The organism is Hymenobacter coalescens, from assembly GCF_054783195.1.
Genome location: NZ_BAAGRA010000019.1, coordinates 338,315 through 359,611, shown reverse-complemented (window position 1 = coordinate 359,611; position 21,297 = coordinate 338,315). Strand labels below are relative to the sequence as shown.

General features: G+C 66.7%; 17 protein-coding genes. 1 reads left to right on the top strand and 16 read right to left on the bottom strand.

The window, feature by feature from the left end; translation table 11 throughout:
• Window positions 1–60: 60 nt before the first annotated feature.
• The 10 genes from ACYVKQ_RS18000 to ACYVKQ_RS17955 all read right to left on the bottom strand — a co-directional run bounded on the left by ACYVKQ_RS18000 (window position 61) and on the right by ACYVKQ_RS17955 (window position 13,568).
• The gene (locus ACYVKQ_RS18000; RefSeq protein ID WP_460676739.1) at window positions 61–1,455 is read right to left on the bottom strand and encodes a sigma-54-dependent transcriptional regulator; all 1,395 of its coding nucleotides are present in this window, start codon (window positions 1,453–1,455) and stop codon (window positions 61–63) included.
• 138 nt (window positions 1,456–1,593) lie between these two features.
• Complete coding sequence (locus ACYVKQ_RS17995) at window positions 1,594–2,793, bottom strand: FtsX-like permease family protein (protein ID WP_460676738.1); 1,200 nt, start codon at window positions 2,791–2,793, stop codon at window positions 1,594–1,596.
• Between the two features lie 103 nt (window positions 2,794–2,896).
• Window positions 2,897–4,150 carry an ABC transporter permease gene (locus ACYVKQ_RS17990; RefSeq protein ID WP_460676737.1) on the bottom strand — a complete coding sequence of 418 codons (1,254 nt, stop codon included), beginning with the start codon at window positions 4,148–4,150 and terminating at the stop codon, window positions 2,897–2,899.
• Entirely contained in the window at window positions 4,140–4,352 is a 213-nt protein-coding gene (locus ACYVKQ_RS17985; protein ID WP_460676736.1) for a hypothetical protein, read from the bottom strand. Before ACYVKQ_RS17985 ends, ACYVKQ_RS17990 begins: the two co-directional genes overlap by 11 nt.
• 81 nt (window positions 4,353–4,433) lie before the next feature.
• Window positions 4,434–5,102 carry an ABC transporter ATP-binding protein gene (locus ACYVKQ_RS17980; RefSeq protein WP_460676915.1) on the bottom strand — a complete coding sequence of 223 codons (669 nt, stop codon included), beginning with the start codon at window positions 5,100–5,102 and terminating at the stop codon, window positions 4,434–4,436.
• Between the two features lie 541 nt (window positions 5,103–5,643).
• Window positions 5,644–7,167 carry a TolC family protein gene (locus ACYVKQ_RS17975; RefSeq protein ID WP_460676735.1) on the bottom strand — a complete coding sequence of 508 codons (1,524 nt, stop codon included), beginning with the start codon at window positions 7,165–7,167 and terminating at the stop codon, window positions 5,644–5,646.
• Window positions 7,168–7,256: 89 nt separating this feature from the next.
• A complete protein-coding gene (locus ACYVKQ_RS17970; protein WP_460676734.1) occupies window positions 7,257–8,504 on the bottom strand; it encodes an efflux RND transporter periplasmic adaptor subunit in 1,248 nt (415 codons plus the stop codon).
• A 277-nt stretch (window positions 8,505–8,781) separates the two neighbouring features.
• On the bottom strand, window positions 8,782–8,985 hold the full coding sequence (locus tag ACYVKQ_RS17965) for a PID-CTERM protein-sorting domain-containing protein (protein WP_460676733.1): 204 nt from the start codon (window positions 8,983–8,985) through the stop codon (window positions 8,782–8,784).
• Between the two features lie 2 nt (window positions 8,986–8,987).
• Window positions 8,988–11,963, bottom strand: a complete 2,976-nt coding sequence (locus ACYVKQ_RS17960; RefSeq protein WP_460676732.1) for a Kelch repeat-containing protein — start codon at window positions 11,961–11,963, stop codon at window positions 8,988–8,990.
• Window positions 11,964–12,230: 267 nt separating this feature from the next.
• On the bottom strand, window positions 12,231–13,568 hold the full coding sequence (locus ACYVKQ_RS17955; RefSeq protein WP_460676731.1) for a M20/M25/M40 family metallo-hydrolase: 1,338 nt from the start codon (window positions 13,566–13,568) through the stop codon (window positions 12,231–12,233).
• A 105-nt stretch (window positions 13,569–13,673) separates the two neighbouring features.
• Between ACYVKQ_RS17955 and ACYVKQ_RS17950 the strand changes: the two genes are divergently transcribed.
• On the top strand, window positions 13,674–15,161 hold the full coding sequence (locus ACYVKQ_RS17950) for a nicotinate phosphoribosyltransferase (protein ID WP_460676730.1): 1,488 nt from the start codon (window positions 13,674–13,676) through the stop codon (window positions 15,159–15,161).
• 3 nt (window positions 15,162–15,164) lie between these two features.
• On the opposite strand, the gene ACYVKQ_RS17945 is transcribed toward ACYVKQ_RS17950, so the two are convergent.
• The 6 genes from ACYVKQ_RS17945 to ACYVKQ_RS17920 all read right to left on the bottom strand — a co-directional run bounded on the left by ACYVKQ_RS17945 (window position 15,165) and on the right by ACYVKQ_RS17920 (window position 21,248).
• Complete coding sequence (locus ACYVKQ_RS17945; RefSeq protein WP_460676729.1) at window positions 15,165–15,860, bottom strand: DUF4240 domain-containing protein; 696 nt, start codon at window positions 15,858–15,860, stop codon at window positions 15,165–15,167.
• 87 nt (window positions 15,861–15,947) lie between these two features.
• Window positions 15,948–17,063, bottom strand: coding sequence for an AIR synthase-related protein (locus ACYVKQ_RS17940; RefSeq protein WP_460676728.1), 1,116 nt, complete (start codon window positions 17,061–17,063; stop codon window positions 15,948–15,950).
• 126 nt (window positions 17,064–17,189) lie between these two features.
• The gene (purF, locus tag ACYVKQ_RS17935) at window positions 17,190–18,692 is read right to left on the bottom strand and encodes an amidophosphoribosyltransferase (protein WP_460676727.1); all 1,503 of its coding nucleotides are present in this window, start codon (window positions 18,690–18,692) and stop codon (window positions 17,190–17,192) included.
• A gap of 75 nt (window positions 18,693–18,767) precedes the next feature.
• Window positions 18,768–19,454: a phosphoribosylglycinamide formyltransferase gene (gene purN, locus ACYVKQ_RS17930; protein WP_460676726.1), complete on the bottom strand. Its 687-nt coding sequence runs from the start codon at window positions 19,452–19,454 to the stop codon at window positions 18,768–18,770.
• The gene (gene purD / locus ACYVKQ_RS17925) at window positions 19,454–20,752 is read right to left on the bottom strand and encodes a phosphoribosylamine--glycine ligase (RefSeq protein WP_460676725.1); all 1,299 of its coding nucleotides are present in this window, start codon (window positions 20,750–20,752) and stop codon (window positions 19,454–19,456) included. The genes purN and purD overlap by 1 nt, the downstream gene beginning before the upstream one ends.
• Window positions 20,739–21,248, bottom strand: coding sequence for a GNAT family N-acetyltransferase (locus ACYVKQ_RS17920; RefSeq protein WP_460676724.1), 510 nt, complete (start codon window positions 21,246–21,248; stop codon window positions 20,739–20,741). The genes purD and ACYVKQ_RS17920 overlap by 14 nt, the downstream gene beginning before the upstream one ends.
• Between the last annotated feature and the right edge of the window lie 49 nt (window positions 21,249–21,297).

Genomic DNA, 21,297 nt, shown 5'->3' with positions numbered 1-21,297 from the left:
GGGAGTTGGTCTACAAAAAAGCTCGTCAGCATGACTGTTCTGAAAGCTCTCTGGCCGACGCTAGGGCTGCGCGGCGTCGTACGGGATGTTAAACTTCTCCAGCCGGCGGTACAACGCGCCGCGGCTCAGCCCCAGGGCCTTGGCCACGCGCGAGAGGTTGCCGGCGTAAAAATCCACGGTTTTGCGGATCATCTGGGCCTCCAGCTCGTCCAGCGTCATCACGCCTACCTCGGGCAGGGCGCCGGGCTCCACGGCTTTCACCGGGGCGCGCTGGGCCTGGGCCTGAAACTCCTCGGGCCCGAGCTCGTCTTTGCCGCTCACGAGCACGGCGCGCTCCACCAGGTTTTTCAGCTCGCGGATGTTGCCGGGCAGCGGCTGTTCGCGCAGCCAGTGCAGGGCGCGGGTGTTCACCTTCAGGGCCGGGCGGTGGTAGCTGCTGCGCAGGTTCTGCACGAAGTGCTGGGCCAGCAGCGGAATGTCGTCGGGCCGCTCGCGCAGGGCGGGCAGACGCACCGTGATGAGGTTGATGCGGTAGAACAGGTCTTCGCGGAAGCGGCCCTCGCGCACTTCCTGGGCCAGGTCGCGGTTGGTGGCGCAGATCACGCGGATGTCGAGGGAGCGGCTGCGCGAGTCGCCGAGCACCTCGTAGGTGCGGTCCTGCAGCACGCGCAGCAGCTTCACTTGGCTGCCCAGGTCCAGCTCCCCGATTTCGTCGAGGAAGATGGTGCCGCCGTTGGCCAGCTCGAAGCGGCCCTGCCGGTCGGCCTTGGCGTCGGTGAAGGCCCCGCGGCGGTGCCCGAACATTTCGCTCTCGAACAGGGACGCCGAAATCCCGCCCAGGTTTACCTTCACGAAGGGCTTATTCCGCCGGTTCGAGTTCAGGTGAATGGCTTCGGCAATGAGCTCCTTGCCCGTGCCCGACTCGCCTTCGATGAGCACCGAAGCGTCGGTGGCGGCTACCTGGCCCACGCTGCGCAGCACGTGCAGCAGCTGCGCGTCCTGCCCCACGATGTTCGTGAAGTTGTACTGCCGGTCCAGCTGCCGGCGGGTCGGGCTGACCTCATCCGGCGGCGCGGCGGCCGCGTTTTCGGCCAGGCTGATGCTGGTCCGGATGGTTTGCAGCAGCGCGTCGTTGTTCCAGGGCTTGGTCACGAACTCGGCCGCGCCGGCCTTCATACCTTCCACGGCCAGGCTGATGGAGCCCCAGCCGGTGATGAGGATGACGGGCAGCTGCGGGGCCAGCGCCTTTACCTGCCCGAGCAGGCGCAGGCCGTCTTCGCCGGTGGTGGCCAGGGAGTAGTTCATGTCCATGAGCACCAGCTGCGGCGCGGCCTCGCGCACCACGCGCAGGGCCTCGTCGGGGGTGGCCACGGCCTTGGTGGCGTAACCGGCCTGCTTGAGCAACAGCCCCAGCGAGGTGCGCACGGCTACGTCGTCGTCGACAATGAGAATCATGGGAAGGGCTGCGGAGAGAGAGGCGAAGGACGGAATTTCGGGGCAGAAAGGGAAGCCGCCGGGGCAGCACGGCGGTAGCGCGAACTTCAGTCCGCGCTACCGCCGTGCTGCCGCCGCGCTACCGTGTGGCGACACGCGCTACTCCTCGCGCAGGGCCACGGCGGGCTGAATGCCGGCCGCAATGCGGCTGGGCCGCCACGCGCACAGCGCCGTGAGCACGAAGATGAGGGCCGCCGCGGCGAACATGGCCACCAGGTACACCTGCACGGGGATGTCGAAGGCGCCCAGCAGCGGCAGCTGCGCCGCCAGCACCAGGCCCAGCACCAGGCCCAGCGAAGTGAGCACCAGCATTTCGGCCAGAAACTGCCAGCCGATGTTGGCCCCCGTGGCGCCCATGGCCCGGCGCAGGCCTATCTCGGCGCGGCGCTGGTTGATGTTGTACCACAGCACCCCGAACAGGCCCAGGGCCACGTTCACAATCAGAAACAGGCCCACCACGGCCAGGGCCGCCAGCGGGGCCACGGTCACCTTCAGCTTGTCGATGCGGTCGGCTTCGAGGCTGTACACCTCGGTGCTCCACTTGCGCGTGACGCCGGCCACGGTCCGCACGATTTGCTGCTGCAGCGCGGCGCCCTGGCCCGGGGCCACGCGCACCAGCACCGCGGCGCCCTCCCACTGGGTGGTATCGTGGGGCTCCAGGCGCTTCCACATGCTGGGCACGTAGTCGCTGAAGTCGCTGTGCACGCGCACGTTCTCCACCACCCCCACCACCTGGTACTCATCGGGCTTGTCTTGCGAGGCGAAGCGCGTCTTGGAGCGCACGATCTGGCCCAGGGCCGGGCCGTTGCCGAACAGCTTTTCGCGCATGTCCTGGCTGATGACGGCCGGGCGGCGGGTGGCCGCATCGTCGCGGCTCTGAAACCAGCGCCCTTCGCGCAGGCGCAGGCCCAGGGTAGCCGCGTACCGGTCGTCGCTGTCGTACTGGTCCACGTTTTCCGCCACCTTGTCGCCGACCTGAAAGTCGCCGTTCATGGTGATAAAGCGGAAGGGCGTGTTGCTGCTGCCCAGCGTGAGCTCCTGCACGCCGGGCAGGGCACGCACCTGGCGCAGCACGTCGTCGAGCACGGGCCGGGGCATCTTCTCGCCCTGGCCGGCGGCAATGTTCAGGCGCCACACCTGCTCGTGGCGGAAGCCCGGCTCGAGCAGGTAGTTGCGACCCACGGTGATGAGCACCACGCCCACCCCGAAGAGCACGATGAAGGAGAGCAAAATCTCGCTAAGCAGCAGCACGTTGGTGCGCTTGCGGTTCCAGATCAGGCGAAACAGATGACGAAACATGGGGAAGGGGGGCCGCCCGGCCCGGCAGGCCCTGCGCAGGACCGCCCGGCGAGGCCGGCGTGAAGGCGTGAGTGAAGGATTTCAGGGGCTTGGGGCTGCCGGCTTACTTGCCGCCGCTGCCGCGCAGCGCTTCGTTGGGGTTCAGCCGCGACATCTTCCAGGCCGGGTACACCCCGCTCATCAGCCCGAACACCACCGTCAGGCCCAGGCCCACGGCGAAGGCCCGCCAGCTGAGGCCGAAGTGGGAGTAGGCAATAAACTGCGACTCGTTCAGCAGCTCCAGCACCAGCGCGGCCAGCCCCAGGCCCAGCGCGCCGCCCACCAGGGCCAGCACCAGGTTCTCGACCAGAAACTGCCCCACCAGCACCTGCCGGGAGGCGCCGAAGGCCTTGCGCACCCCGATTTCGCTGGCCCGCTCCATGATGCGCGTCACGTTCAGGTTGACCAGGTTCAGGGCCGGCAGCAGCATAAAGAGCAGGGCCAGCACCGCGCAGCCGGTCAGAAACAGGCTCATGCCGTCGTCGCTGCTTTCCTGCTGGGAGGTGATTTGGCGCACGATGCCGGCCAGGGCGGGGTCGGCGTGGGCCGCGAGGCGGTCGTAGCGCTTGGGGTCGGGCAGCGGCACGCGGTGCATCACCTGTTCGAACTCCTCGCGCACGGCGTCGGTGGCCTCGCGCGAAGGGGCCAGCAGCATGGCCACGTACTGCCCATCGAGGCGCCGGTCACCGATTTCGGCCGCGTTCAGGGTGTAGGGCAGCCACACGTCGGCGCTGCTGTAGAGGCGGATGGCGGGCACGTCGGGCACCACGCCGGCCACGCGGTAACGGTAGGGCCCGATGTCGAGCGTGCGGCCCGTCACGCCGTGCTCCGTGCCGAAGAAGATGCGGGCGGTGTGGCGGCTGATGACGCACACGCGGGCCCGCTGCTTGACTTCCACCGCCGAATACGGGCGCCCGTCGAGGTAGTCGAAGTCCATCACGCGCCAGAAGTTGGCGTCGGTGTAGCGCACGCTCAGGGTCTGCGTCTGGTTGCCGGCAAAGGTGGTGGCGCTGTTGCCCAGCGAGGAAAAGCCCACCAGCTCGGGCGTGCGCATGGGCCGCACGTAGGTGTCGATGAAGTGGGCGCTGACGGGCGAGTTCTGCGAGCCGCCGTCCTTGAAGCGCTGCACGAGCATGTTCACGAACAGCATGCGGTCCAGCCGCTTTTCGGGGGCGTGGGCGCCGTTGAAGTGGTCGACGGCCGCCACCAACACCAGCAGCACCATCAGCGTGAAGGAAATGCCGAAGAGACTGATGAAGGTGAAGAACTTGCGGCGCAGCAGCACCTTCCAGGCGATTTTCAGATAACTAAGCAGCATGGATGACAGGAGCGGAAGAAGTGGGATGGGGATGAACCAGCAGTGCGGGACGCACCACCGGCCGGGGCGCGGGCGGCGGGGCGGCAGCGGGGCCGGGCGGGCGGGCGGCCGGGGCCGCCGTCAGGTCGTAGAGGCAGGCGCCGGCTACGACCAGCAGCGCGGCCGCCAGCAGCAGGCCGCCGATGTGCAGGGCACGCTTCATGGTCAGGTGGCGAAGGGTGAAGGGGTGGTTGCGGGCCGCGAGGACGATGGCACCACGCCCCCTTGCACCACCTGGGGCTGGTTAGCTGACCTGGCTGCCGTCGAAGAAGCGGATCAGGCGCTCCGTCTTGTGGGCCATGTGCTCGTCGTGGGTCACCATCACGATGGTGGTGCCCTCGTGGCGGTGCAGGCCCAGCAGCAGGTCCATGATTTCTTCGCCCATCACCGAGTCGAGGTTGCCGGTGGGCTCGTCGGCCAAGATGATTTCGGGGGCGCCGGCCAGGGCCCGGGCAATGGCCACGCGCTGGCGCTGCCCGCCCGAGAGCTGCCCCGGAAAGTGCCGGGTGCGGGCGCTCAGGCCCACGCGCTCCAGCGCCTGCTGGGCCCGGCGGCGCCGCTCCGTCCCGCTCAGGCCGCTGCGGTACAGCAGCGGCAGCTCCACGTTGTCGAGCACGGAAAGGTCGTTGATGAGGTGGAAGCTCTGGAAGATGAACCCGATTTTGTGGTTGCGCACCCGCGCCAGCTCTTTGTCGGAATAGCTGGTCACGGCCCGGCCGTCGATTTCAATGGTGCCGCGGGTGGGCTCGTCGAGCAGGCCCATCAGGCTCAGCAAGGTGGATTTGCCGCAGCCCGACGGCCCCATGATGGACACGAACTCGCCCTTGTTGATGGTCAGGTTCACCCGGTTCAGCGCCACCGTCTCGATGGTGTCGGTCTGGTATACCTTCTCGATGTCCACGAGCTTGAGCATGGGCGTGTTTTTAAGCGAGGTCTGGGCGGGGGCGGCCGGGGCCGGGGTCAGGGTCGTTTCCATAGGGTGAAGGGGATTGAGCTGATGCGTGGAGCTGAAACAAGCCGGACCTGTCCGATTTCGTGCGGAACCCAGGCTGGCCTGAGCTATAGTAGCCAAGGCGCGTGCCATTTATACAAATATCTGATTATCAGCAAAATAACCTGCAAAACACAAAAGCAGGCAACTGAAATAGTGTCCGAAAGCGGACACGGTGTTCGGAAACAGCCGGCGGGCACAAAAAAAAGCCGGACGCGGGAGCGTCCGGCTTTTAGGTTGCCGCAGGCCGCCGCCCGGCTTAGGCCGGCAGCGTGGCGCGGTGGGTGGTTACCTGGGCGCGGGCGTCGGCGAGCACCGTCACCTGGGCCGCGGTCCACAGTTGCCAGAAAGGCGAGGGCCTTGCTGCATGCTTCGCTGCAGCCGGCTAGGTTGTCTTTGCGGTCGTTAGCGCAGCTTGCTTTGCGTTTGCTTGCGCCCTGAAGAAACGCCTTACTACTGCCCCCTACTGCTGCGCCAGCAGCGGCTGCTCCCGCTCGAAGTCGTAGAGCGTGAGGGTGCGCAGCCGGTAGTAGGCCACCCAGGAGGCGCGCAGGGCGGCGATGTAGGCGCGCTTGGCGCGGTCCTTCTCGCTTTGGGCGATGTTCAGGTCGTTGAGCGTGATGCGGCCCACCTTGTAAGTAGCCTGCGCGATGTCGTAGCGGCGCTGCGCCAGCGAGTCGGCGCGGCGGGTGAGCTGCAGCTGCTGCTCCAGGGCCCCGAGCTGGGCGGCCTGGCTCAGCACCGACTGCTCGAAGGTCATCTGCTCCTGCTCCACGGTGTGCCGTGCCTGCTGGCGCGCCAGCTCCGCGGTTTTGACGGTGGCGCGCGTCTTGCCCCAGTCCACGATGGGCACGGAGAAGCCCAGCCGCACCTGCTGCTGGTCGTTGGGGTTGACGTAGGAGTTGCCCAGCCGTTCGGCGCTGCTGGTCAGCCCGAAGGAGGCCACCAGGTCGGCCTGGAAGCCGGTGGTGCCTTTGGCCTGGGCCACGCCGCGGTCGGCTTCCAGCAGGCGGCGCTGAAACATCAGCGCCTCGCGCCGGTACTGCCGGGCCTGGGCCAGCGCGGCCTCCGGGGCCACGCGCAGCTGCGGGGCCGCGCCGGGCACGTCCAGCCGGGTCGCAGGGTCGAGGGTGAGGCCGGTGTAGCCCTGGAGCTCCACGGCCGCGTTTTGCGCGTCCACGGTGGCCTGCACCTCGGCCTGCCGGGCATTGAGCAGGTTCAGCTCCAGCAGCAGCAGGTCGTTTTCGGAGAGGCGGCCTAGCTGGTGCCGCTCGCCGCCGGTGCGCAGCAGCTCCTCGCTGGCGCGCAGGTTCTGGCGGGCCACCTGGGCATTCACCTGCTGCAGCAGCACGTCGAAGTACAGCTCCGTCACGCGGCGGGCAATGGTTTCGCGCTCCTCCACGTACTGGCGCTGCGACTCCTCGTAGCGCAGCGGCTCGATGCGCTTGTTCCAGCTCAGGGCGTTGAAGCGGCCGAGGGGCTGCACCAGGCCCACGGCCACGGGGTTGCTGTTGTAGAGGCGTTGGCCGGGCCCGTCGAAATTGTCGAAGCGCTGCAACGTGGAGCCCACGGTGATGCGGCCGCCCGTCAGCCCGATGCCCTGGGTGACGGTGGCGCCCACGTTGCTGGTATTGATGCGCACGTACCGGAAGTTGGTGGTGCCGTCGGGCTGCTGCACGGCCAGGATGGTGCGCGAGTAGTCGGGCAGCACCCCGCTCACGGCCAGCTGGGGCCGGTAGTCGGCCCGGAACGAGCGGTACTGCCAGTGGCTGGTTTCGCGGTTGGTCACCGCCTGCTTGGCCACCGACGACTGCACCAGCGTCAGCTCAATGGCCTGCGGCAGGCTCAGCGCCGCCGTGGGGGCCGCTGGCGGCAGGGCCTGGGCCACCAGCACCTTCGGGGCAAAAATCAACAGCAGCAAGCCCAGGATGCTCACCATCAGCAGCCAGAGGCGCAGCACATCCAGGTAAAACGACAGGGTTTTCATAGCACAGAAAGGCAGGACGGGGCGTGGGGTAATCGGAAGCATGGGGGCGGTGGAGGGAGCGGGTGCGGGGCAACGGAACCGGCCGGGCCCTACTGCTTGATGGTGAGTTCGGGCGCCTGCTCGTACGCTTTCAGGTCGCTGATGACGACCTCGTCGCCGGCGCGCAGGCCGGCGAGCACCTGCACGTAGTCGAAGTTGGAGTCGCCCAGGCGCACGGTGCGGCGCACGGCCACGCCGTCGCGCACCACGAAGGCCACCTGCTCGCGGCCGCCCCGGAAGAAGGGGCCGTTTTTCAGGCGCAGCACGTGGCGGTGCGAGCGGGTCACCACGTACACGTCGGCGCGCAGGTTGGCGCGCAGGGCCGGGTGGTTGTTCTGATTCAGCTGGGCGTAGAAGGTCACCACGCCCTTTTCCACGGCCGGGCTGATGGACGTCACCGCGCCGCGCAGGTCGGTGCCGCTCAGGCGCACCACCACTTCGTCGCCCACGTGCAAGGAGTCGGCGTAGGCATCGGCAATGGTGGCGCGCACCCGAAACGCGGAGAGGTCGGCCACGCGGGCCACCACCTCGCCCTGGCTCACCGTCGAGCCGATGTCCTCGTTGACCCAGGTGAGCACGCCCGCCTGCCCGGCGCTGATGTTGGCCTGGCGCAGCTTGCCGGCCAGCTCCTGAATGCTGCGCTGCTGAATCTGCATGGTGTAGCCCAGGCCGCGCTCATCGGCTTGGTTGGACTGCCGCTGGTTGCGGATCTGCCGGCGCACGCGCTCCAGCTCCAGCTCGGCAATCTTCAGGTTCAGCTCGGCCTGCCGCACGCTTTCGGGCGTGCCCGAGCCGATGCGCAGCAGGTGCTGCTCGTCGCGCAGGCCCGATTGCAGGCTGCGCACCTTCTCCTGCTGCACCTGCTCCTGCGACTCCAGGTCATTCAGGCTGCGCTCCAGCGAGAGCTGCAGCACCGAGCTTTTGTTCTGGTTTTGCAGCTGCTCATCCTGCAGCTTGGCCAGGGCCGTACTGGTAATTTCCTTGTCGAGCTCCAGGATGGTCTGCCCCGGCTGCACCCGGGCCCCGGCCGTGAGCAGCACGCGCCGGATGCTCGACTGAATGGGGCTGGTCACCACCGCTTCGTGGGCCGGAATGATCAGGCCGGTGGCCGCCAGCGAAGCTTCCACGTCGCCGGTTTCCACCACGGCCGTGAGCAAATCGGCCTGCTGCACGCGGGGCTTGAGGGCGCCGCGGAAGGCCCACAGGCCGGCGGCCAGCAGCAGCAGCGCGGCCGCGGCCAGCAGCCAGCGTTTGCGCCGACGCTTGGCCTGGGTAGCGGAGGGTATGGCTCTGTCCATTTTCGTTCGGATTGGGGTCGGTTTCCCTTGGGTATAGCCAAGCCCAATGCCAAAACTTTAAATTGCTGATTGTTAAAGTTTTGATTGCTGATCAAGCAAAACCAAGCGGGCAAATGCTGTCCAGATTCGGACACTGTGTTCGGTTCTGCAGGGTCGCTTGGTGCGTTTCCGCCCCTGCCGATGGCCGGGACTTATGCCGCCTTCGGGTGTCTGAAAAACAAACCACCCGCCCTGCCGAGGCAGAGCGGGTGGCGAAGTCATCAGCCGGTGGAGGCGGCTAGCGGCGCTTGCGCAGGCGGTTGAGGGCGTAGGCCGCGCCGCCGGCCAGCAGCAGCGAGGCGCCGCCGTCGAGGGGCACGGCCGTGGGGTCGTTGCTGGGCGCGGGGCCGCCCGAGCCCGGCGTCTGCGCATGGGCGGTGGCGTGCATCAGAAGGGCCAGGCCGAAGCTCAGGCTGAAACGCAGGAGGGAAGAAAACTTCATGGCTATTGGAAAATGACTTTACGGGTGATGGTACCGGCTTCGCTGCTCACCTGCAGGGTGTACACTCCGGCGGCGAGGCCGGTGGCAGGCAGCGTCAGATGCAGCTCTTGGCCGCTCAGGCGCGCGTCTACGGATCGGACGGTCTGGCCCAGGGCGCTGATCAGGCGCACCTGCGCCGATGCCCCGCGCAGGCCGGTGGCGTCCACGGTCAGCGGCGTGCCGGCGGTGGGGTTCGGATACACGGCTACTTCGCCCGCCCAGGTGTTTTTGGCGGTGCCCAACGGGCGGGCGGCGTTCAGGTGCAGCACAAAGCGCGTGGTGCTGCCGCCCTGCGGCAACGCCACCGAGTAGGCGCCCTGGCGCAGGTCGTGCCAGGTGCCGCTGAGGCGGTCTTCGAGCAGGAGCTGGTCGGTGGCGGCAAAGTTGATGAGCTGCGCCGGCACGAAGCTGTAGGTGCCGGCTACCGGGGCGTACAGGCCCAGCGGCAGCGAGAGGGGCTGGCTGCCGGTCGGCAGGCCCTGAATGGAAAGCGCGTCGGGGCCGGCCAGCTGGTACAGGCTCGGCTGCTGCCCGCCGTTGAGCTGCACCTTCAGCGCGTCGTAGGCCGCGTCGAAGGCGGGGGTAGCGCCGGCCTGCTGGTACACGTACAGCGCATCCTCGCTGGCGGGGCCGCTCATGCCCTGGCGCTGCAGCATCAGCCGGAGCAGGGGCCGGGTTTCGGCCGTGGGCCGGGCGTAGGTTGGGTCGGTGTAGGTCGTGATGCGTGCGCTGTTGGTGAAGCTCACGCTCCCGGAGGCGCCGGCCGCGCTGACGCGCACGAAGAAGGCTTGGCCCATCGGCAGCACGTTGGCGGCGCCCACGCCGTTCACGTAGGGCGTGTAGCCCCCGGTGTAGCGGCCGGTGGAGCGGTACACGTAGGCGGCCGCGTCCACGTTTGAGCGGCCCACCAAGTTCCAGTCGACGGGCGACGGGTACGGGTTGCCGATCAGGTGCCAGCCCGCTTCGGCGGCCGAGCCGCGCGTCAGGCCGGTCCGGGCGATGTTGCCCGTGTTCAGGGTCGCGCCGGTGACCTCAAAGAAGCTGCCGCCCGGCTGGTTGATGGTATAGCCGACCGTGGGCACCAGGGTTTGGCTGGTGGCCGTGGGGGACTGCCAGCCCTGGTCGAAGCTGGCCAGGCTGGTGCTGGCCGGACCCACGCGGCCTTCGTTGTAGTCGAAGATGGTGGGAAACGGCGTCACCGCGTTGGGGTTGGCGGCCGAGTTGTAGGCGGCGTTGATTTGCAGCGGGCCGGGGTTTTCGGCGCCGGGCAGAATCGGAAATACCGCGAGGTTCGACAGCTGCGCGCCGCTGACGGCCGGCGTCCAGTGCCGGTAGCCGAAGCTGGCGTTGCCGGCCGGGTCGATGTAGCGCTGCACCACCGTGCTGCCGTTTACCTGCCCGCCGTTGTGGTGCACCAGGGCCGAGCCGACGTGGTTGGAGAGGATCAGGAAGCGCCGCCCGTTGGTGTTCAGGTTGCCCGTCAGGGTGAGCAGCCGCTGAATCTCCACCTGGCCCGTGAGGGTGGCGCCGGCCGCGCCCACCGTCAGGTTACGCACCTGGGTCATGCTGCTGCCGCCGATGCTCTGCGCGGTGCTGCCCGCCAGGGCCACCGTCGCGTTGCCCGCCGCCGCGAAGGCCCCGTTGTTGACGAAGTTGCCCGTCACGGTAAGCGTGCCGCCGTTGGCTATGGTCAGCTGGCCGCCGCTGTTTACGGTGAGGTTGCGCACGGTGGGCGTGGCCGTGCTCAGCGCCGGGTAGCGCGCGAGGCCGGCCGGAATGGTCACGTCGTCCACGGCCGTCGGCACGAGGCCTTCCGACCAGTTGGCACCCGTGTGCCAGTCGGTGGAGGCGGCGCCGGTCCAGGTGTACGCGTTGGCGACGTCGGCGCGGTACACGGCGTTCTGGAACGCCCCGTCGGTGCCGCCGATGGAATACACATCGGAGCCCACGAGCACCGACGCCGTTTCGCCGCGCGTCACGGGCAGGGTCGCGGCCGTGCTCCACGCGTTGGTAGCCGGGTTGTAGGCGTACACCGTGTTGTAGAAGGGGCCGCTGTTATTGCCGAATTGGAATTTGCCGCCGATGACGTAGATAGTGCCATCGGGGGCCAGTACGGCGCCCGGCTGCTGCAGAGCGGTGGGCAGCGGGGCGCCGCTGCTCCAGCTGTTGGTGGCCGGGTCGTAAATGGAGTGGGCGGTTATGGCCGCGCCGGCGTTGTAGTCGTCGATGCCGCCGATGACGTGAATGCGGTTGGCCGCGTCCACCACCTGGGCCTGCCCGTTGCGTCCGGTGGGCAGCGGGGCGCCCACGCTCCAGGAGTCGGTGGCCGGGTCGTAGATCCGCACGTCGTTGCTGTTCAGGCTCCCGCCGATGACGTAGATGCGGCCGTCGGGCCCGGTCGAGGCCTTGGCCTGAAAGCTGTAGCTCGGTATCGAGGCAATGCTGGTCCAGGCGTTCGTGGCGGGATTATAGCGGTAGCAGGCGTTGGTGCTCGTGGTGCCGGGAATCGTGCCGAAGCTGTACAGCATCCCGTTGCGCCCCACGGTGTAGGCGTGGCCGCGCGTGGCCGTGGGCAGGCTGGCGCCGGCGCTCCAGGTGTTGGTAGCCGCATCGTAGATTTCCATGCTGGCTATCGGCGTCGCGTTACCGTTGTCGAGGTAGCCGCCCCACACGTAAATCTTGTTGTTCAGGGCCACGGCCGCGTGCTGCCCGCGGGCCGTAGCCATGCTGGCCACGGTGGCCCAGGCGCTGATGCTGCGGGCCTGCGGGAGTTGGGGGGTGACTAGGAAAGCCGCTCGTGCGGCCGAGGCGGGGCCGCCATCGCCCAGCGGCAAGCCGTTTGCATCGGCAGGCACCCGGGCTTGTTGGGCCCAGGCCGGGCCGTTGGCCGTGGCGACCAGGGTAGCGAGCAGCGCCAGAGTAGGTAAATGGTTTTTCATAGGCAGTGAAAAGAGGAAAAGGACACACGTGGATGGGCGCAGCAAACCGAAGCCGGCTTATTATTTTCATAACCCATCACAATATTACAACGAATTGCCACAAACAATACCGCTCTTAACGGTACATCTGCCGTATTTTTTGTCATTTGTTGGTTATCCCCGCTAACAGGTCTCAAGCCCCACGGCCCCGGCCACGCACCCGAAAAGCTCGGTACGCGGCCGGGGCCGTGGGGCTTGGCATCACCGCGTGTGCGGCGGCTCGAAACGTTACTTGCGGCTGCCAGCGTCGACGATGCGCGTGGGCGTATCCGTGCCGCTCACGATGCCGCGGGCGCTGATGGCAATGGCCTCGATGACGGTCTGCATGTTTTTCAGGTCCAGGCTTTCCACCTCGTCGTCCACGGAGTGGTAAAGCTTATCGGTGGGAATGGGCGCCGTGCTGATGCTGTGCGCGGGCACGCCCAGGCGGGCCAGGGTGGCGTTGTCGGAGCGGTAAAACAGCTGCTGCTCGGGGTACGGGTCGGGCTCGAATTTGAACGTGCTGCCCTGCAGGTTGCGCTGCAGGATGGGGCCGAAGTCCGACTTGTCGAAGCCCGTGATGAAGGCCGAGCCGGGCCCGAACTTGGCCACCTTGCCGATCATCTCGATGTTGAACATGGCCACCACCTTGGCCGGGTCGAGCTGCCGGGAAAAGTACTGCGAGCCGAAGCCGCCGATTTCCTCGGCCGTGAAGGCCACGAACAGCAGCGTGCGGGCGTTGCTCTTCGTTTTTTTGAAGTGCTCGGCCAACGCCACCACCGCCGTGGTGCCCGAGGCATCGTCGTCGGCGCCGTTGGCAATGGAGTCGCCGGCCACGGCGGGCAGGATGCCGATGTGGTCGTAGTGCGCCGAGAAGACCACCTGCTCGGCGGCGCGGCCCTTGTCACGGCCGGGCAGCACGCCCACCACGTTGCGGATTTCCAGCTGCTTGATGGCGGTGGCCGCCGTCAGCTCGTACGTGGCGGCTTCGGTGGGCGCGGCCGGGGCCAGCACGATGGCCACGGCGCTGGCGGTGGGTTTTTCGGCCTGAAACTGGCTGCCGTGCCCGAAGCGCTGCGCCAGCGACTTGAACCGCTGGGCGTGGGCCGGGTCGAGCAGCACCAGCACGTTGTCCTTGGCGGCGAACAGGGGGCCCACTTCGCGGCGGAAATCGGCCTGGGGGCCCACCACCACCACGCGCGGCGCGCCGGCCTGCCCGCTCGCCCAGCGCAGCTGCTCCTGGCCGGAGAGCAGCACCACGTTTTCGGCCGGCACGGGCGCCCCGTTCAGCGTCATGCGGGTGCTGGTATTCTGGATTTCGTAGGCCGGAAACGCCTGCTCAAACGACGTCAGGCCCGGCAAGGGCTGCAGGCCGATGCGCTTGAACTCGCCGGCCAGAAACTGCGCGGCCGCCGGCGCGCCGGTGTTCAGCGCCCGGCCGCGCAGCTGGTCGTCGGCCAGCGTCTTCTCGACGCGCTCAATCGTCTTGGCGGAAATTTTCGTCTTGACGGGCGCAGCCGCCTTTTGCTGGCCGGCGGCCGCCTGCACGGCACCCACGAAGACCAAGCCCAGGAGAAGTCGTTTCATGCCGCAAAGTAGCAAGCTCGCGGCTACGGGCTGCACGTCCGGGCCCCGCGCCAGCCGATTTCTGCCCGCCCCCGTACCTTTCCGCAGTTGCACCCCCTCGCTGCTATGCCCAACGCCCCCCTCTCCGCCCTTTACCGCCCCTCGCTCACGCTGCTCACCGACCTCTACCAGCTGACCATGGCCTACGGCTACTGGCGCCAGGGCATGCAGGACCGCGAAGCCGTGTTTCACCTCTACTTTCGCAAGGCCCCGTTCAGCGGCGGCTACGCCGTGGCCGCCGGCCTGGCTTACGCCGTCGACTGGCTGGAAAACCTGCGCTTCTCCGAAGAAGACCTGGCGTACCTGGCCAGCCTGCGCGGCAGCAAGGGCGGCGTGATGTTCGAGCAGGGCTTCCTCGATTACCTGCGCGAGCTGCGCTTCAGCTGCGACGTAGACGCGGTGGCCGAGGGCACGGTGGTGTTCGGCAACGAGCCGCTGGTGCGCATTCAGGGGCCGCTGCTGCAGGCCCAGCTGGTGGAAACGGCCCTGCTCACGCTCGTCAACTTCCAGACGCTCATCGCCACCAAAGCCGCCCGCATCCGCGAGGCCGTGGGCCCCCACGACCAGATTCTGGAGTTCGGCCTGCGCCGCGCCCAGGGCTTCGACGGGGGCCTCTCGGCCACCCGCGCCGCCTACCTCGGCGGCGCCGACGGCACCAGCAACGTGCTGGCCGGGCAGCAGTTCGGCATTCCGGTGCGCGGCACCCACGCCCACAGCTGGGTCATGGCCTTCGAGGGCGAAGAAGAAGCCTTTGAGAAGTACGCCGACGCTTTCCCCGACGACTCGGTGTTTCTGGTGGACACCTACGACACGCTGGAAGGCGTGCGCAACGCCATTCGGGTGGCCGAGCGGCTGCGCGCGCGGGGCCACGAGCTGGGCGGCATCCGCCTGGATTCCGGCGACCTGACGTACCTCAGCCGCGAGGCCCGCAAGCTGCTCGACGAGGCCGGCTTCCCGAAAGTGCGCATCGTGGCCAGCAACGACCTGGACGAGCAGCTCGTCACCGCCCTCAAGCTCGAAGGCGCCCGCATCGACACCTGGGGCATCGGCACCAAGCTGGTGACGGCCTACGACCAGCCGGCGCTGGGCGGCGTGTACAAGCTGGCCGCCATGCAGAAAGCCGACGGCTCCGAGGGCTGGGACTACACCATCAAGCTCTCCGAGCAACTGGCCAAAACCAGCATCCCCGGCATCCTGCAGATCCGGCGCTTTTACCACGACGGCAAGCCCGTGGCCGACATGCTCTACAACACCGCCGAGCCGCTGCCCGAGCAACTCACCATCGTCGACCCGCTGGACCCCACGCGCCGCCGCCCGGTGAAGTCCACCGAGTACCGCGAGCTGCTGGAGCCGGTGTTTCGCCAGGGCCGGCGCGTGCTGCAGCTGCCCACGCTGGAAGCGAGCCGGCAGAAGGCCCGCGAGGAAGTCACCTCGCTCGACCCGAGTATCCGTCGCTTCCTGAACCCGCACACCTATCCGGTGGGCCTGGAAAAGGGTCTGCATGAGTTCCGCACCCAGCTGATTCTGGAGAAGCGGCCGCAGCGCCCGGCGTAAGCACTAGCCGTTGGGCCAAGCCGCAGCATTACTTCTGGTTTCATAGGAAATCTTCGTCGCGTGGGGGTATTCGCCGCCGCGCGTTTTCCGCTCGTACGCTTGCTGGGGCAGAAACAGTAAGCTCTCAAACTCGACCCCTACCGGCCACAGTTCCGGATTCTGCACAACCCGCTCGTACAATTCGCGGCCGTTGGCGACGACTGCACACCGATCATACAGAAACTGGTCGCCGGATATGCTGTGCGTTTCGCCATCATAGCAGGCCGCCGCGTATTTTTCCCCGTCCAGCTGGTAAAGCTTCTCGGCCAATACCTCTTCAAAAGCGAAAATATCTTCGACTGGCATAGCCGCCAGCCGCTTTTCGGCAGGCCGCATTACGGCTTCGTCGTCGCCGGTGCGCTTCCAGTTGAAGGCCGCTATCAACTCCCAGAACAGGTCCTCATCCATCGGCCGATAGGCAGCTATCTGCTTGGCTGGAACAGGCTCATCGGCCCCTACTTCATGGTAGCCTTTTTTCAGCTTCTCAAGTATCAGCTTGGCAGCTTCAGCTTCGCAACTGACCACGTTGGCCAGCTCTTTTCGGCTCACGCGCCCATTCGTGCCTACTTTGCCGAACGTCACTGTGTAGGCTGCGCCATCGGTTTCGATGTTCCAGAACTTGTTGGATTCGCCTCCTTGGTTGATAAAGTAGCGCTTCACGATAGATGAATTTTGGGGAAGGCTAAAAATAGAAAGCGCCGCTGACCCAGGTGGTCAGCGGCGCTTTTTTCCAGCACATTCTGCGGCCTAAATCTCGTAGCGCAACTCGCCCGCGCCTACTTTCAGCGTAACCACCGGCTCCGGCGTGATGCGGCCGGCCACCTGGGCGGCGTAACCTTTGGCGGTCAGCTCGGCGGCTACGGCCTCGGCCTGGTCGGCATCGGTCACGAGCAGCATACCGTTGCCCATGTTCCAGTACAGGTAAGCGTCGGCGGGGCTGATGCCGCCCAGCTCGGCCAGCTGGCTCATGGCGGGCAGCGGCTCGAACAGGTGGTTCAGCTCGGCGCCCACGCCGTTTTTCAGCACGCGCTTGAAGTTATCGGCCACGCCGCCGCCGGTGATGTGCGCGGCCGCGTGCAGGGGCAGGCCGGCATCAAGCACGGCCGTAACGCCGGGCGCGAAGATGAGCGAGGGCGCCAGCATGACATCGCCCCAGGTTGGGCCCATCACGTCGGCATCGGAGCCGGTGTAGGGCGCTGTGTGCCACGCCTCGCCGAAGGCTTTGGTGAGCACGCGGCGGGCCAGGGAGTAGCCGTTGGAGCGGAACGAGGGCGAGCGGAGCGCCACCACGGCCTGCCCGGCGCGCACGTTGGCGCCGCTGAGCGGCCGCTCCAGGCTGGGGTGCAGCACGCCCACGGCGGTGGAGCACCAGTTGAAGTTCATGCGCGCGCCGGGGTAGCCGCCGATGCGGTTGCCCAGCTCGGCAATTTCCCCGCCCGTGACGGCAATGCTGCTGAACTGTGCCGCGTCGTGCAGGCCGCGCATCAGCTCGTCCACCACCTCGTAGTTCAAGGTGTTCACGTCGATGATGTTCGACAGGTTGGTGGGTACGAAGCCGGCCACCACCAAGTCATCGGCCACCATGGCAATCAGGTCGTAGCCCAGCGTGTCGTAGCGGTCCACGCGCTCGGCCACTTCGATTTTGGTGCCGATGCCGTCGGAGCCGATGCCGAGGCGCTCATTGCCGAAGCGCACTTCGTTGGAAAAGCCGCCTTCCAGGTCCTGGGCCGGCTCACCGGGCTTGCCGGCGCGGGTGGCGAAGGTTTTCTTGGCCCAGTTGTAGGCGTTGCGCGAGGCAGCGTTGCCTTCTTCGATGGAGTAGCCGGCGGTTTCTTTGAGGCTGGCGGCGGTAGTCTGGCTCATGCGAGTGGTTGAACGATTATCGGAGGCCGTCATGCTGATCCTGTCGAAGCATCTCTACGTATAGTAATTTCTATCCGTAGAGATGCTTCGACAAGCTGAGCATGACGTGCTTATTCTTTCTGCAGCTTAGTGCTCCGTCGGCGCCGGGGCCTTGGCGCTGACTGACGTTTCGGTGGGCCGCTCCTCCTTCTGGCGGTGGCTGGTGCGCTCCTCCTGAATGTGGCGCAGGTACTTCGTGACGTCGCCCGTCGGGTACTGGCCCGAGAAGCAGGCGAAGCAGCTGCCGCCGTGGCCTTTGTCTTCGGCGAAGAGGCTCTGCAAATCTTCCAGCGACTGGTAGATGACCTTGTCGGCCTCGATGTAGCGGCAGATTTCCTCCTCCGTGTAGTTGGCCGCAATCAGCTCCGTGCTCATGGCCATGTCGATGCCGTAGATGCAGGGCGAAATGATGGGCGGGGCGCTGGAAATGAAGTACACCTCCGTAGCGCCGGCCTCGCGCAGAATGCGTACGATGCGCCGCGAGGTGGTACCGCGCACGATGCTGTCGTCGACGACGGCAATCTTTTTGCCCTCCACGAACTCGCGGATGGGGTTCAGCTTCTTCTTCACCACGTCTTCGCGCCCGGCCTGGCTGCTCACGATAAAGGAGCGGCCCATGTGGTTGTTCTTGACCAGGGCCCGGCGGTAGGGCACCCCAATGGCTTCGGCCAGGCCCGAGGCGGCAAAGTAGCCCGACGACGGCACGTCGATGACCATGTCGGGCTGAATGCCCGACTCAATGACTTTGCGGGCCAGCATCTTGCCCAGGCGCACCCGCTCGCGGGCTACCAGGCGGCCGTGAATCACGGAGTCCTCGCGGGCGAAGTAGATGTGCTCGAACACGCAGAACGCCTTGGTTTTGGCCGGCTGGTTCTTGAAGTGCACGTTGAAGTCCTTGTCGATAAACACCGCCTGGCCGGGGCCGATGTCCTTGATCAGCTCGAAGTCGAGGTAGTCGAAGCAGGTCGATTCGGAGGCGAAGGCGAAAACCGGCCCGTCGGGCGTGTCGCGGCGGCCCATTACGAGCGGGCGGATGCCGAGTGGGTCGTTGAAGGCCAGCAGGCCGTGCCCGGCAATGACGGTGATGGTGGCGTAGGCGCCCTTCACCAGCTCCTGCGTGGTTTCCACCGCGTCGAAGATGTCGACCACCGACAACGCATCGAGGTTTTTCAGGCGCAACTCCGAGGCGAAGGTGTACATGATCAGCTCCAGGTCGTTGCTGGTCTTGGGCAGCACGTGGTATTTCTCGTGCAGGCGCTTGGCGGCCGAGCGGAAGTTGATGACGTTGCCGTTGTGCACCATGGCCAGCCCGAAGGGGTAGCTGGTGGTGAAGGGCTGGGCCAGCTCGGCGTCGTTGGAGCCCTGTGTGGTGTAGCGCACGTGCCCGATGCCGATGTTGCCGGTGAGCTTCTTCAGGTGCTTGGGCTTGAACACGTCGTTGATCAGCCCGTTGCCCTTGTGCAGGTGAAAGTTGCCGTCGAAGGAGGCAATGCCGGCGGCATCCTGCCCCCGGTGCTGCAAGGCAGTCAGGCCGATGACGATGTCGCCGACGACGTCATCCGGGCCGAAAAAACCAACGATTCCGCACATATCAAGTTGTCAGTTGTCAGTTGCCGGTTCTGAGGCCGGGTATGCTGGGGTGGGTGCTAGTGAAGGAAATACCGCTTACTGCGGGGCGGCAGCGGCGGTGGAAGCAGGTGGCTGGGGCAGCAGTTCGCCCCGGATGAGCTGGGCCAGGACGTCGGCGTAGAAGCGGTGCTCCACGGCCAAGCCGCGGCGCTCCACTTCCGCGAGCGAATCAGCGCCGCGCAAATCCACGGGTGCCTGGGCCAGCACGGGGCCGGTGTCGAGGCCCTCGTCAACAAGGTGCACGGTGATTTTTGTTTCGGGCAGGCGGTTTTCCCAGGCCCACTCGTAGGCGTGCAGGCCTTGGTGCTGGTGGGTATCGGCGGGGTGAATGTTCAGGATGCGCCCGGCAAAGGCCCGAATGAACGTGGCCGACAGAATACGCATGTAGCCGGCCAGCACGATGTAGTCGGGCTGGAACTCCTGCAGCCTGGCCACCGCTTCGGCATCAAACTCGGCCCGCTTCCGCCCGCGTGAATCGATGCTGGCAGTGGCGTAGCCCAACTCGGCGGCAGCCGCCAGGCCAGCGGCTTCGGGAACGTTGCTGAACACCACCGCTACCTCGGCCAGCTCCCGTAGGGCACCGTCGCGCACTGCTCGCACCAGCGCCAGCATGTTGGAGCCGCGGCCCGAGAGCAGGATGGCCAGCCGGGCTTTGCCAGACGACGAGGGCGCAGCAGCACTGCTCTCGTGAAACGCTTCGCGCTGGGTCGTTTTCGTCATCATTAGTACACTTGGCTAACCAGCACCGGCGCGGGGCGTTGGCCGATGTCGGTACGGTAATAGGCGTCCTGGAAGGCGACCTTCCGCACTTCGGCGTAGGCACGCTCCACGGCCAGCTCCAAGTCGGTGCCGCCGGCCACCACCGTCAGCACGCGACCACCGCTGGTCACCAGCTGCCCGGCCGCGTTGCGCCGGGTACCGCCCTGAAACACCAACGTGGCCGGGGCCAACGCATCGAGACCTTCAATGGCAAAGCCCGTCGGAAACTGCGCGGCCGGGTAACCGCCCGAAGCCAGCACCACCCCCACAAAGGCGCCGGGCTTCTGCCGCACGCCGACTTCGGCCAGGCGGCCATCGAGGGCGGCGGTGATGAGGTCGACCAGGCTGCTGCCCAGCGCGGCCAGCAGCACCTGGGCTTCCGGGTCGCCGAGGCGCACGTTGTATTCCAGCAGCTTCGGGCCACTGGGCGTGAGCATGATGCCGAAGTACAGAAAGCCCATAAACGGCAGCGCCTCGGTGCGCAGCCCGTTGAGCGTGGGCTCGATGATGACTTCCCGGATCAGCGCCAGCACGTTGTCGTCGGCGAAGGGCACCGGGCAGTAGGCGCCCATGCCGCCCGTGTTGGGCCCTTGGTCGCCGGCCAGCAGCTGCTTGTGGTCCTGCGAGGGAGCAAGCAGCCGCATGGTTTTGCCGTCAGTCAGGCCGATAATGCTGATTTCGGGGCCGGTGAGCTTCTCTTCGACGAGGAAGGAGTACCAGTCATGACCAGCGGGATTAAGCGCCTGCATTTCCTGCAGGGCCGTATCAAATTCCTCCACCGAGCTACAAACCCACACGCCCTTGCCGGCGGCCAGGCCGTCGTACTTGAGCACCACGTGGCCGCCCTGTTCGGCGGCGGCGGCGCGGGCCTGCGCCAGTTGGTCGGAGCGGAACGTCCAGGAGCGACCGGTGGCCACGCCGTGGCGGCGCATGAAGCCTTTCGACCACACCTTGGAGCTTTCCAGCACCGCCGCGGCCTTGCGCGGCCCGAACACGCGGATGTCCGAGTCGGCGAAGTAATCGGCCACGCCGGCGGCCAGCGGGGCCTCGGGGCCCACCACGATGAGCTTTACCTGCTGCTGCTGACAGAACTGCTGGATGGCCGGAAAATCGGTGGCGCTAATGCCGGGCACCGAGCCGGGGATGCCGGCGCCGCCGGGCAGCACGTGCACCTGGGCGCCGTCCTGGGTCATTTTCCAGGCCAGGGCATGTTCGCGGGCGCCGCTGCCGAGCAGTACGATGGTAGTCTTAGGAGTTGCCAAGGGAAGGAAGTAATTCAGAAGGAGAAGAAACCGGCACCGGCCCCAGGTAGCGGCCAAAGCAAGCCGAGTTGTCGCGCCCGACGTAGCGGCCGTAGTTGGCAATGCGCCGGTAACCGCGCTTCAGGTAAAAGCGGCACGCTGCCTCATTGGCCACGCGGGTTTCCAGCCACAGCTCGGCGTACCCGGCTTGCCAGGCAGCTGCTTCCAGCCCAGCCAGCATCGCCCGACCAATGCCTTGGCGAGGGTACTTGGCGTACATGCGCTTCACCTCGCCGATACTTTCCGAAATGGGCCGCACCGCGCCGCAGCCCACGGCTTCGTCGTCGTTGCACACCAGCAGAAACACATGTTTGGCATCGTCCGCTTGCCAGTCCTGAAACGAGTCGCGGCCGTCGCTGCCGAAGCGCATGTCCAGGTCGGCCGACAAAGCATCGATGAGCGGCCGGGCTTCCGGGGCGTCGGGGTGCGAAGCGACGAGGTAGAGGGACTGGGGCATTAGGCTTCGCGTATGGTCAGAGAATGGGCTCTACTACTGGCTGATCGGC

What these genes read in the sequence shown, in the direction of transcription:
- ACYVKQ_RS18000 (WP_460676739.1), bottom strand. Translation starts at nt 1,455, where the DNA reads ATGATTCTCATTGTCGACGACGACGTAGCCGTGCGCACCTCGCTGGGG.
- ACYVKQ_RS17995 (WP_460676738.1), bottom strand. Translation starts at nt 2,793, where the DNA reads ATGTTTCGTCATCTGTTTCGCCTGATCTGGAACCGCAAGCGCACCAAC.
- ACYVKQ_RS17990 (WP_460676737.1), bottom strand. Translation starts at nt 4,150, where the DNA reads ATGCTGCTTAGTTATCTGAAAATCGCCTGGAAGGTGCTGCTGCGCCGC.
- ACYVKQ_RS17985 (WP_460676736.1), bottom strand. Translation starts at nt 4,352, where the DNA reads ATGAAGCGTGCCCTGCACATCGGCGGCCTGCTGCTGGCGGCCGCGCTG.
- ACYVKQ_RS17980 (WP_460676915.1), bottom strand. Translation starts at nt 5,102, where the DNA reads ATGCTCAAGCTCGTGGACATCGAGAAGGTATACCAGACCGACACCATC.
- ACYVKQ_RS17975 (WP_460676735.1), bottom strand. Translation starts at nt 7,167, where the DNA reads ATGAAAACCCTGTCGTTTTACCTGGATGTGCTGCGCCTCTGGCTGCTG.
- ACYVKQ_RS17970 (WP_460676734.1), bottom strand. Translation starts at nt 8,504, where the DNA reads ATGGACAGAGCCATACCCTCCGCTACCCAGGCCAAGCGTCGGCGCAAA.
- ACYVKQ_RS17965 (WP_460676733.1), bottom strand. Translation starts at nt 8,985, where the DNA reads ATGAAGTTTTCTTCCCTCCTGCGTTTCAGCCTGAGCTTCGGCCTGGCC.
- ACYVKQ_RS17960 (WP_460676732.1), bottom strand. Translation starts at nt 11,963, where the DNA reads ATGAAAAACCATTTACCTACTCTGGCGCTGCTCGCTACCCTGGTCGCC.
- ACYVKQ_RS17955 (WP_460676731.1), bottom strand. Translation starts at nt 13,568, where the DNA reads ATGAAACGACTTCTCCTGGGCTTGGTCTTCGTGGGTGCCGTGCAGGCG.
- ACYVKQ_RS17950 (WP_460676730.1), top strand. Translation starts at nt 13,674, where the DNA reads ATGCCCAACGCCCCCCTCTCCGCCCTTTACCGCCCCTCGCTCACGCTG.
- ACYVKQ_RS17940 (WP_460676728.1), bottom strand. Translation starts at nt 17,063, where the DNA reads ATGAGCCAGACTACCGCCGCCAGCCTCAAAGAAACCGCCGGCTACTCC.
- purF (WP_460676727.1), bottom strand. Translation starts at nt 18,692, where the DNA reads ATGTGCGGAATCGTTGGTTTTTTCGGCCCGGATGACGTCGTCGGCGAC.
- purN (WP_460676726.1), bottom strand. Translation starts at nt 19,454, where the DNA reads ATGATGACGAAAACGACCCAGCGCGAAGCGTTTCACGAGAGCAGTGCT.
- ACYVKQ_RS17920 (WP_460676724.1), bottom strand. Translation starts at nt 21,248, where the DNA reads ATGCCCCAGTCCCTCTACCTCGTCGCTTCGCACCCCGACGCCCCGGAA.